Origin of the sequence: Phaeovulum sp., assembly GCF_041596715.1 — a bacterium.
In the GTDB taxonomy this organism is placed as follows: Bacteria; Pseudomonadota; Alphaproteobacteria; order Rhodobacterales; family Rhodobacteraceae; genus UBA6213.
The window spans coordinates 1-10,923 of sequence record NZ_JBFHIA010000092.1 but is presented as its reverse complement, the minus strand read 5'-3'; the positions used below and the strand labels follow the sequence as shown (position 1 = coordinate 10,923).

Below are 10,923 nucleotides of genomic sequence, written 5' to 3'. Positions count from 1 at the left end.
CGCAGCGACCGTGGTTGTGGTCGTGATATTGACCACCGCCGGGCTCACCTTTTCGGCCAGATCGGCGAAACTTTCTGGCGCGGCCGCTGCGCGTTTCGGCGCAACCGCCCCAAAAGCCACCGCGACCGATAGCAGGATGACCGGAAACAGCCCCTTGCGCATCCGCGCACTGGGCGCGTCTGCAGAAAGCGTTGACGTCATTGCATTCATTGCGTTCACCTCGTGAAAATCCATGCGACCCGGCGGCACCCCGGGTGCGCCCTTGTGTGTTTCACCTAGGTAGGGTCGTTGGCAAATAAAAGTGCGTCGCGGCCGCTCAAGCCTATGTGATGTTACTTAGTGTCTCAACCACCAAGCCATCGCGCAAGCCAGATCAACAGCACACCCACGGCCAGCGCGGCCAAGCCCAGAGACCGGCGCTGTTCCGCCGATAGCGCCGCAAGCATTTCAAGCGCCGCCTGAATGCGTGAAGGGGCCAGCGCAAGCGCCAGCCCCTCCACCGTAAGCACCAGCCCGATCCCCCAAAGGATCGCGGCCATCATTCCACTTTGTCCGAACGCAGATAGTCGAAGAACACCGAGTCAGGCTGCATCACGATCGACGATGTATCCGCCTGCAACGCCCGTTCATACGAAGTGAGCGAGCGGGTGAAGGCGAAGAACTCAGGGTCGCGCCCGAAGGCATCGGCATAGATCGCGTTCCGCTCGGCGTCCGCCTCACCGCGGATGATCTCGGCCTGCTTTCGCGCCTCGGAGGTCAACTCAATCACCGTACGATCAGCACTGGCACGCACCCGTTGGGCCGCCTCGCCGCCGCGCGCGATCTCGTCAGCGGCCTCACGCTCACGTTCGGCGCGCATCCGCGCGTAGGTGGCGCTCAGGTTCTGCTCGGGCAGATCGGTGCGCGTCAACCGCACGTCAATCACATCCACGCCAAGCGCCTCTGCCTCGGCTTTGGCAAGGTCGCGGATGTGGTTCATCAACGCCGTACGGTCGTTTGACAGCACACTGGTCGAAGGCACCGTACCCATGGTGTCGCGGATCACCTTCACGATGATGCTCTCAAGCCGGCTCTGCGCAAGCTGCACACCCTGCGTGCCCACCGCTTGCCGGAACTTAACCACATCGACAATGCGCCAACGCGCAAACGCGTCCACGACCAAGCGCCGGTCATCGGCAGGGGTCACCTCGAGGGGCGGGGTGAACAGGCTGAGAATGCGGTCATCATAGCGCACCACGGTCTGAATGAACGGCACCTTGAAGGCCAGACCCGCGCTTTCCTTGACCGCGACAACGCCGCCGAACTGAAGCACCAGCGCCTTTTCGCGTTCGTCAACAAAGAACACCGACGAAAGCCCCAGCGCCACCACCACCGCCGCGGCGGGGATCAATATGCGTGCGTTTACCATCAGTTGGTCCCCCCAGTGCGGTTGAGCTCATTCAGCGGCAGATAGGGCACCACCCCACCGGCCTCGCCCGAAACCCCGTCAAGGATCACCTTGTTCATGCCGCCAAAGACTTTCTCCATCGTCTCCAGATACATCCGTCGCCGCGTCACCTCGGGCGCCTTTACGTATTCGTCATAGACGGCGATGAAACGGCTGGTTTCACCCAATGCGTCGTTGACAACCTGCGCGCGATAAGCCTCGGCTTCCTCGCCCAGTCGCGCCGCTTCGCCTCGTGCGCCAGCGGTAACGGTGTTGGCATAGGCATCGGCCTCTTTCTCAAGCCGGTCGCGCTCTTGCTGCGCGGCCTGCACCTGACGGAAGCTATCGATCACCTCGCGCGGCGGGTCGGCACGGTCAAGGTTGACGCGCACGACATTGATGCCCGCGTCATAGCTGTTGAGCGTGTTTTGCATCGCGGCAAGAAGATCGTTACCGATCGAACCACGATCACGGTTGAGAATGGGCGCAAGCTCGCTGCGCGCAATGATGTCGCGCATCGCACTTTCTGCAACCGCGCGAATTGTGCCTTCGGGATCGGCCAGGTTGAACAGGAACTTGTCGGGCTCGGTCACGTTCCAGACCACCTGAAACTCGATATCGACGATGTTCTGATCGCGCGTCAGCATCAGCCCGCTATCAAGCGCGCCGCCCTTGCCGGTGCCGATATTGGTGCTGCGCTCGCCCGTCACCTGCACGATTTCGGCGCGCACAACTGGCCATGGCGCAAAGTTCAAACCCGGGTTTCCGACAGCGCTAAGCTCACCAAACATCAATTCGATCGAGCGTTCTTCGGGCTTCACCGTATAGAACGAGGCATAGGCCCAGACCGCCGCCATCGCCAGCACGGCAAGCCCAAGCGTCCCGCGCGTAAACGCCGGGCCGGCAGATTGCCCGCCGCCGCCGCCACCGCCATTACGCCGCCCGCCGCGGCCACCCATAAGCACCCGTAATTGCTCGGTGCCTTTCTTCATGATCTCTTCGATCTCGGGGATCGGCGCGCCTTCGCCTGGCCTGCGCCCCGGCTTGCGGTCACCGTCGCGGTCGTCGTCGTCGTTGCCGCCGCCGCCCCAGGGTCCACCATTGCTCATGAATTCCTCACCTTCCGTCATTCCGGTCTTACCCAAACTGGGGTAATACCTGTGAAAATCAACCCGTCCGCACCGCTTTTCGCAATGTCACAAGCTCTTCTGCCATGCTCGGGTGTAAAGCGCAGGTGCGATCGAAATCCTCCTTCGTCGCACCCATCTTGATGGCAATCGCCACCATCTGGATCATCTCGCCTGCCTCGGGCGCCACGATATGACACCCGAGAACCTTGCGCGTTTCCGCCGAAACTACCAGCTTCATCAGAACCTTGTGGTTGTGGCCCGCAAAAGCGCTGCGCATCGGGCGAAAACTCGTCGCATAAATCTCGATCGGCCCGACCCGTCGCGCGTCTTCTTCAGTAAGCCCCACGGTGCCCAATTCGCTCGGCAGGGTAAAGACCGCGCTGGCCACCAGATCGTGGTCGGCTTGGCGCGGCATTCCGCCAAAAATCGTATCGGCAAAGGCATGCCCCTCGCGGATCGCAACCGGGGTCAGGTTGATGCGGTCGGTCACATCGCCCACCGCATGGATGGTCGGAACAGAGCTTTGGCTCCATTCATCGACCACGATCTCGCCTCTGCGCCCAAGCGTCACCCCGGCGGCTTCTAGGCCCAGCCCCGCTGTGTTGGGCACGCGCCCGGTCGCGTAAACAACGGCGTCGAACTCTGCTTCAGAGCCATCCGGCCCGCGCACCCGCAACCCGCCGGGCACCTTTTCAATCGCCGCGACATCCGCGCCAAGCCGCAGGTCAACGCCGATATCGACAAGCATGTGCGCCACATGCGCGCGCGCCTCGTCGTCAAAGCCGCGCAAAATCTGCACGCCGCGGTAATACTGCGTAACCTTGACGCCCAATCCATTGAGAATAGACGCAAACTCGCACGCAATAAAGCCGCCGCCAACGATCAACACCCGCGCCGGAAGCGCTTCGAGCTTGAAGATATCGTTCGAAGTCAGCACATGCTCGGCACCCGGAAACTCTGGCACGAAAGGCCGCCCGCCGGTCGCCACAAGAATCTGGCGCGCGGTGATACGCTCGCCGCTCGCCAGCCGCACGGTCTGCGCATCTTCGATCATCGCGCGCGTGTTGTGAACCGTCACCCCGGCGCTGCGAAGCCCGCCCCGATAGGCCGCTTCCAGCCGATCAAGCTCGGCATCCAGCCGCACGCGAAACGCCGACCAGTCGAACGCCCCGACGCTGGCCTGCCAACCGTAAGCCCGTGCCTCTTCGATCGCCGCCGGAAAGCTCGACGCGAAAACCATCAGCTTTTTCGGCACACAGCCGCGAATAACGCAGGTGCCGCCCATGCGGTATTCCTCGGCCAGCGCAACCCTTGCGCCATGCTCGCCCGCCGCAATCCGCGCTGCGCGCACACCACCCGAACCGCCGCCGATTACAAACAGATCGACATCGAAAGATGTCATTCGCCCATCTCCGAAAACAGGTTCTCGCTTTCGACAAAATCAATCCGGTCGTGCACGACGGTGCCTTCGTTGATATCGCGAATCTCGATACGCCCGTCGCCTTGGCCGATGATGACCACATCGCAAATGTCGATGAACAGCCCATTCTCGACCACACCGGGGATCTGGTTCAGCACCAGCCCCAACTGGCGTGCATTGCCGATGCGGCTTAGGTGCAGATCGACGATATAATTGCCCTCGTCCGTGACAAAGGGCTTTTGCCCGTTAAGCCGCAGCGACGTGGTGCGCCCCAGCACATCCATGCTTACAAGTGTTTCCTCGATCAGCGCGCGGCTCGTCTGCCAGCCGAACGGGATCACCTCGACCGGCAGCGGAAATGCACCAAGCTGCATCACTTCCTTTGCCGCATCCGCGATCACGATCATCTGGTCCGACGCGGTCGCCACGATCTTTTCGCGCAAAAGCGCACCGCCCCCGCCCTTGATCAGGTTGAGGTGCGTGTCAAACTCGTCGGTGCCATCGATCGTCAGATCCAGCCATTTCGCTTCGTCGAGGTCGATGATCTCGATGCCCACCTGCCGCGCCAGATCGGCCGTGCGTGCCGAGGTGGCAACGCCGCGGATGCGCAAACCCTCTTCGCGCACCATATCGCCAAGGCACCGCACCATCCACGCCGCGGTAGACCCGGTTCCAAGCCCAACCTTCATGCCATCTTCGACATATTCGACGGCGCGGCGCGCGGCGGCAAATTTGGCTTTGTCGATGGGCGAAAGTTCTGCGGCCATGTGTCGGGCTCCTCGTGCGGTTGCAAAGCTTATAGGCAATCGCGCACCCGCGCGCGAGACCGAATGTAGCACCCAAGGCGGCTCTGCCGCACACGGCGCGCAAAACGCGCGGCGCGTGTCGCTTTCCTGCCTTGCGCACGCCGCGCGCTCGGGCACTCTGGGCGCAAGATCTCAAAGGGGGCTACATGTTTCTGAGCGTGTTCGATCTGTTCAAAGTAGGCGTGGGCCCGTCATCCTCGCATACGATGGGGCCGATGGTGGCGGCGGCGCGCTTTTTGGCAAGTTTGCGCGCCTCTCCGTTTCATGCGCATGGCCTGCGCGCCAGCCTGCACGGCTCTCTTGCCTTTACAGGCAAAGGCCACGCGACAGATCGCGCCACAATTCTCGGCCTCGCAGGCGTCGCCCCCGACACCTATGATGCCGAGGTCGCAGAGGCTTTGCTTGCCGCAAATCGCGAAACGCTGACCCTTTCGCCTCCCGGCCTGCCTGCGCTGCGCTTCGATCCGGCGCGCGATCTGGTTTTTGACTATGGTGCGCCGCTTGCGGGCCACGCCAATGGCATGATCCTGTCTGCAGCCGACGCCCAAGGCGACGTGATCTTGCAAGAAACCTATTATTCCATCGGCGGCGGCTTTGTGGTGACTGCGGCCGAGGCCGAAGCAGTCACCGCCGCCGAACTCGATCTTCCCTCGCCCGTGCCCTACCCGTTCCGCAACGCCGCCGAAATGCTCGCAATGGCGCGCGCCTCGAACCTTACGATCGCGGCAATGAAACGCGCCAACGAGCGCGTTTTTCGATCCGAGGCAAAAATCGACGATGGCCTTTTGCGTATCTGGCAAGTGATGAATGCCTGCCTCGAACGCGGCCTTGCGGCCGATGGCACCCTGCCCGGCGGCCTCAAGGTCAAGCGCCGCGCGCACGCGATTCACCAAAGCCTTCTGGGCGAACGCGGCCTCAACCAGACCGCGCCGCACACGATCAACGACTGGATGCTGACCTACGCGATGGCGGTCAACGAGGAAAACGCGGCAGGCGGTCAGGTTGTGACCGCACCCACCAACGGTGCTGCGGGCGTTCTGCCCGCGGTGATCCGCTACTGGCTTGACCATGTGCCGGGGGCGCTGCCCTCGCGGGTGGGCGAGTTTCTTCTGACCGCGGCCGCCGTGGGCGGGCTTATCAAGCGCAACGCCTCGATCTCGGGGGCCGAGGCGGGCTGTCAGGCCGAGGTCGGCTCTGCCGCCGCGATGGCCGCAGCGGGGCTTGCCGCAGTTCTGGGCGGCAGCCCCGAGCAAATCGAGAACGCCGCCGAAATCGCGCTGGAACACCACCTTGGAATGACCTGCGATCCGGTGCGCGGCCTTGTGCAAGTGCCTTGCATCGAGCGCAACGGGCTTGGCGCGATCAAGGCCGTTTCCGCCGCCAGCCTTGCCCTGCGCGGCGACGGCACGCACCTTGTGCCGCTTGACGCCGCTATCGAGACGATGCGCCAGACTGGCCGAGACATGCACAGCCACTACAAGGAAACCGCGTTGGGCGGGCTTGCGGTAAATGTGCCAAACTGCTGAACTCGCACCAAGCGCGCGCCCGAAATGTGCCCGATACTCTTTCGCTCTTGCCGCACCGCTGCGGCCGCGCTAGCGCAGATTCATGAATACCGCTGACCGCATCCTTCCCGGCGTTGCGCTGATGATCGCCTTCTGCGTCACCGCGCCATTGATCGACGTTGCCTCCAAACTTGCCGCACAAGAGGTGCCGGTGGGCGTGGTCACGCTTGCGCGCTATGTCGTGCAGGCTGCGCTGATGGCACCGATCATCACCTTCATGCGGCTCGATTGGCGCATGAGCCGACGCGCCTTCTGGCTGACCACCGCCCGCGCGGCTGTCAGTATCGGCGCGACCTACACCTTTGTCGCTGCGGTCAAGGTGATGCCGGTGGCCGATGCGCTGGCTATCGCCTTTGTCGAGCCGTTCATCATTTTGTTGATCGGCAAACTGGTGCTGGCCGAACAAGTCGGGCCGCGCCGCATTGCGGCCTCGGCGGTCGGATTTGTGGGCGCATTGTTCGTGATCCAGCCATCCTTCGCGATGTTCGGCGCGGTCGCACTCTACCCGCTTGGCACGGCCGTTTTCTTTGCCGCCTACATGCTGATCACCCGCGCCTTGTCGCGCGATATGCACCCGGTGACGATGCAGATGCACACCGCACTGGTCGCCACTGCGCTTTGCCTGCCGCTTTTGGCGCTTGGCACTGCGGTGGGCGAGGAAACGCTCGCCTTCACGCTACCAGAGGGCATCTTCTGGCTCTGGGTGTTCTGCGTGGGCCTTGCGGCAACCGTCAGCCATATGGCGATGACCTATGCGCTGAAATGGGCGCCCTCATCGACACTGGCACCGCTGCACTACCTAGAAATCGTCACAGCCACGCTTTTCGGCTACCTTGTCTTTGGCGATTTTCCGAACTGGCTTACCTGGATCGGCATCAGCATCATCATCGGCTCTGGGCTTTATATCATCCACCGAGAACAGTTGGTGGCACGCCAAGCCCGGCAAGTGCTGCGCGCAAATACTCTTGCGGCAACAGCACAAGCATCGGCCCATCCAGACTAAGACGCACCGGCCCCAACGCCTCGTTCGAGGTGCCGATCCGCCCGGCAGGGGCAAAATCGTCGCCATCAAGCCCCCAGCGCAGGCCCGTCGCATGGCCACGCACCTGCCCCATCGGAAACAGCGACACCCGCGTGCCCGCCGCGAGGTCAAGCACAAGCTCACGCGGTGCCAAGAATGCCACATCCTCGGCACCAAGCCAGATCAGGTGCCGCCCCGGATGCCGCGCCAGCACGGTCATGGCCGCCAGCGTGTGGTCAAGCCGCCCGCCGCCAAACCCCACCGCCAGAAAGAACGGCGCTTCGATATGGCGGAGGCATTTGTCAAAATCGGTGGTCTCTTGCTCTTCGATCTGCCAGATCCGCTCTGCGCCTATCGCCTCGCGCGCGGCTGCACTGATAGAGTCGAGATCACCAATCACCGCCTCGGGGCTCAGTCCAAGCGCCAGCGCCCGGTCGGCACCGCCATCGGCGGCAACCAAACAGGGCGCAAGTGTCAACGCCTCGGCAACACTCGCCGCATGAAGATCGCCCGCGCCGAGAAGCGTGACGCCCTGCCGCGAATGGAATATGCTGTCTTTCATGGCAATACTCATCTCGAATAAGGCACCTGCACGCAGTCGGGGTCGGAATAAATCCTTTCCTTCGCCGCATTTGGTTCATGGTTAAGAACCAATTGGACGTGAAGGTAATGACTGTAAATATCGAAGAAAGCGAGCGTTCCATGATTGGTGGCAGCAAGATCCTTACCGTATCCTACGGGACGTTTTCCTGCACACTCGAGGGATTCGACGAGCCTTTCTCGACGATGAGGGCGATTGCAGAGTATTTCCGCGACCTTGCTGCGGAAGATCGCTACTTCGGTGCCGAACCGCCAACCCCCGACGCAGAGATGCTGCACCGTATCGCTGAGCGAGAGCTGCACCGACGCGTCAATGCGCAGATCGGTGCGCATGGCATCACCCTGCGCCCGCAGGAAGAATCGGCAGAACCTGCCGCGCCCGTGCCGGAAGCCACGGCCGAAGTCGCCCCCCCGCAACCCGCGCCGCCCGAACCTGTGCAGCCCGAACCCGCGCAGCCAGAACCCGTCGCGGCGGCCCCGGTGGCCGAAGTAGAAGACGATTCGGTTTCGATCGAACAATCCGTTGCCGCCAAACTTGCGCGTATTCGTGCCGCTGTTGCAGGCGCGCGCGCCGCTGCGGCCCAGCCCGCCTATGAAGACGAATCCGACGTCGCCAATATTTCGCCCGCGCCGCCATCCACGGATTTCGGCTATGAAATCGACCTTGGCGACCCCTCGCAAAGCGAAGCCGACGCGCAAGTGACGGCGGAAGTTGCGCCCCCGGCTGAACCGGCTGCGGCCGAGGCAACCCCGCCGCTCGCCAAGCAAACACCCGCGCAGGCCTTTTCTGAACCCGCCGCAGATGACGCGGGCGCCGAGGCTATGCGCAGCGGTGCCGCCCGACGCGCCGCGCGCACCGCAGCATCGCTTGCCGCGCTGACCGCTGGCGTCGAGGCAGAAAAGCCAGCCGCAGTCGCTGCGCCGATCGAGGCCGAAGCACCGCAGATCGAGGACGCGCCCGCAGCCGAAGTGGCCGCCGAAACGCCGCTTGAAATCGAAGACCTCGAAGGCGACGAAACCGGCATCGCCGAAGCCGTCGAACTTGGCGCAAGCAAGGCTTGGGGCGAAGATGACTCCGTCGTGGCCGCATCTGAAGATGCGCCCGAAGTCGCAGCGACCGAAGACACCGCGCCCGAAGAGATCGCCGAGGCAGCGCCTTCGGCTGAAGCTACCGAGGCAGAAGCGCTACCCGAAAGCGCAGCGCCCGAGGTTTTAGCGCCCGAAGACATGCCCAAGGCAGACGCGGCATCCGAGGCCGAGGCAGACGAAGTGCCCGAGGCCGAAGCAGTAGCGAGCACCGACCAAGAGGCCGAAGACGAAAGCCGCGCCCTCGACGCATCGGAACAGCCTGAATCTGTCGAAACCCCGACACCCTATGATGATCTGGACTGGTCCGAACCAGAACCAGAGCCCGAAGCCGCCGCCGAGCAGGCGCAAGTCACCGAAGCAACAAGCGAGCCCGAGGCAAAGCCTGTCCGCGCGCGCGTCGTCAAGGTGCGCCGCGCCGACGCCCTGACCGAAGCCACACCCGCCGCCGACAATGCGCAAAGCGACGAAGATACGCTTGCCGCGGTTGGTGCAGCCCTGGCCGAATCGATCGTTGCCGAAGTCGCACCGACAGGGCTTTCGCCTGAAGAAGAGGCGGAACTGGCGCTCGAACTTGCAGCACTCGAAGCCGAAATCGGGCCCGCGCCCAAAGCACCGGCCGATTCGGCTGACGAGGCTGTGGATGATCTGGTTGCCGAAACGTTCGAGGATTCGGTTACCAAAACGCCAGAAGTTTCGGACGAAGCCGCAGAACAGCCAGAAAAGGTTGCAAAGGCAGATCAGAACCGGCCCGCTTCCGAAATCGAGGATGCCGAGATCGTCGAGGCCGAGCAGCCCTCAGCGCCGGCTCCGGCAAACGCCGCGCGCCTTGACCGCGCTGCCACCGAAGAGCCCGCCGAGGTCAATCTTTCGCGTCTGCTGACTGAAACCAACACCAAGCTCGAAGGTGTCGAAAGCCGCCGTCGCTTTTCTGCGATTGCGCATCTGAAAGCCGCGGTCGCGGCTACGGTGGCAGATCGCGCACTTCGCAGCCCCGCCGATGCAAACGCCGCCGAAGATGACGAAGCCCGCGAGATCAAGCGTTACCGCGACGATCTGACCAAAGCGGTGCGCCCGCGCCGCCCCGCTGGGGGCACGCCCGAAACCGCCACCCGCCGCCCTGCCCCGCCGCAACAACGCATGGCGCCGTTGGTGCTGGTATCCGAGCAGCGCATCGATCGGCCGCAAGATGCCGCGGTTTCCGAGCAGCACGTGATCCGCCCGCGCCGTATCAGCGCCGGGCAAACCTCATCCGCAGCACTGGCCGCGCGCCGTGACTACGAAGACGACGAGGAAGATTACGACACGCCCCCGCTTTCAGCCGCAGAAGCAAGCGGTTTTGCCGAGTTTGCCCGCAAACTGGGGGCGCGCGAATTGCCCGAACTGCTGGAGGCCGCTGCGGCCTATACCGCCGACATCGAAGGCCAGCCGCATTTCACCCGCCCGCACCTTATCCGCAAGGTCGCAGCGCTTGCCGAACAACCCTCCGGATTTGACCGCGAGGCGGGGCTACGCTCGTTCGGAACGCTGTTGCGTCAGGGCAAGATCGCCAAGGTCAAACGCGGCCAATTCGCCATTACAGAAGCATCGCGCTACTACCCCGCGCAGGGCCGCGCCCGTTAAACGGCGCGGCGCTACCAGGTCAGAGCCGTAGCCGATAGCGGATGTGGCCGTCGAAACCCGCGATTCGGTCGTAAAGCGCGCGCGCCGTTGCGTTGCCCTGATCTGCCATCCAGTAAAGCCGCGCCCAACCGCGCGCCTTGCCCAGCGCGATAAGATCTTCAATCAGCGCCCGCCCGACGCCCTGCCCGCGCACATCTGCCGCCACGAACAGGTCTTCAAGATAGCCGTCTGGCCCCAGCGTCCATG

10 protein-coding genes and 1 pseudogene are annotated in these 10,923 nt (G+C 63.4%); 3 read left to right on the top strand and 8 right to left on the bottom strand.

Annotated features, from left to right (window positions below; all coding sequences use genetic code 11):
* The 6 genes and pseudogenes from ABY403_RS08115 to rpiA all read right to left on the bottom strand — a co-directional run.
* Positions 1-210: pseudogene (locus ABY403_RS08115) on the bottom strand (serine protease); the annotation flags it as partial.
* Between the two features lie 134 nt (positions 211-344).
* Positions 345-542 carry a DUF2065 domain-containing protein gene (locus ABY403_RS08110; protein ID WP_372840274.1) on the bottom strand — a complete coding sequence of 66 codons (198 nt, stop codon included), beginning with the start codon at positions 540-542 and terminating at the stop codon, positions 345-347.
* Complete coding sequence (gene hflC, locus ABY403_RS08105) at positions 539-1,408, bottom strand: protease modulator HflC (RefSeq protein WP_372840273.1); 870 nt, start codon at positions 1,406-1,408, stop codon at positions 539-541. Before hflC ends, ABY403_RS08110 begins: the two co-directional genes overlap by 4 nt.
* The gene (hflK, locus tag ABY403_RS08100; protein WP_372840272.1) at positions 1,408-2,535 is read right to left on the bottom strand and encodes an FtsH protease activity modulator HflK; all 1,128 of its coding nucleotides are present in this window, start codon (positions 2,533-2,535) and stop codon (positions 1,408-1,410) included. Before hflK ends, hflC begins: the two co-directional genes overlap by 1 nt.
* Positions 2,536-2,593: 58 nt before the next feature.
* Positions 2,594-3,958, bottom strand: a complete 1,365-nt coding sequence (gene gorA / locus ABY403_RS08095) for a glutathione-disulfide reductase (RefSeq protein WP_372840271.1) — start codon at positions 3,956-3,958, stop codon at positions 2,594-2,596.
* Entirely contained in the window at positions 3,955-4,743 is a 789-nt protein-coding gene (gene rpiA, locus ABY403_RS08090; protein ID WP_372840270.1) for a ribose-5-phosphate isomerase RpiA, read from the bottom strand. The genes gorA and rpiA overlap by 4 nt, the downstream gene beginning before the upstream one ends.
* A gap of 185 nt (positions 4,744-4,928) precedes the next feature.
* Between rpiA and ABY403_RS08085 the strand changes: the two genes are divergently transcribed.
* Both ABY403_RS08085 and ABY403_RS08080 read left to right on the top strand, forming a co-directional pair.
* Entirely contained in the window at positions 4,929-6,308 is a 1,380-nt protein-coding gene (locus tag ABY403_RS08085; protein WP_372840269.1) for an L-serine ammonia-lyase, read from the top strand.
* Positions 6,309-6,390: 82 nt separating this feature from the next.
* The gene (locus ABY403_RS08080) at positions 6,391-7,350 is read left to right on the top strand and encodes a DMT family transporter (protein WP_372840268.1); all 960 of its coding nucleotides are present in this window, start codon (positions 6,391-6,393) and stop codon (positions 7,348-7,350) included.
* On the opposite strand, the gene ABY403_RS08075 is transcribed toward ABY403_RS08080, so the two are convergent.
* The gene (locus ABY403_RS08075) at positions 7,253-7,930 is read right to left on the bottom strand and encodes a thiamine diphosphokinase (RefSeq protein WP_372840267.1); all 678 of its coding nucleotides are present in this window, start codon (positions 7,928-7,930) and stop codon (positions 7,253-7,255) included. The genes ABY403_RS08080 and ABY403_RS08075 overlap by 98 nt on opposite strands.
* Before the next feature lie 107 nt (positions 7,931-8,037).
* Between ABY403_RS08075 and ABY403_RS08070 the strand changes: the two genes are divergently transcribed.
* The gene (locus ABY403_RS08070; RefSeq protein ID WP_372840266.1) at positions 8,038-10,677 is read left to right on the top strand and encodes a hypothetical protein; all 2,640 of its coding nucleotides are present in this window, start codon (positions 8,038-8,040) and stop codon (positions 10,675-10,677) included.
* A 19-nt stretch (positions 10,678-10,696) separates the two neighbouring features.
* On the opposite strand, the gene ABY403_RS08065 is transcribed toward ABY403_RS08070, so the two are convergent.
* The coding region (locus tag ABY403_RS08065; protein WP_372840265.1) for a GNAT family N-acetyltransferase at positions 10,697-10,923 on the bottom strand (227 nt) is incomplete at its 5' end.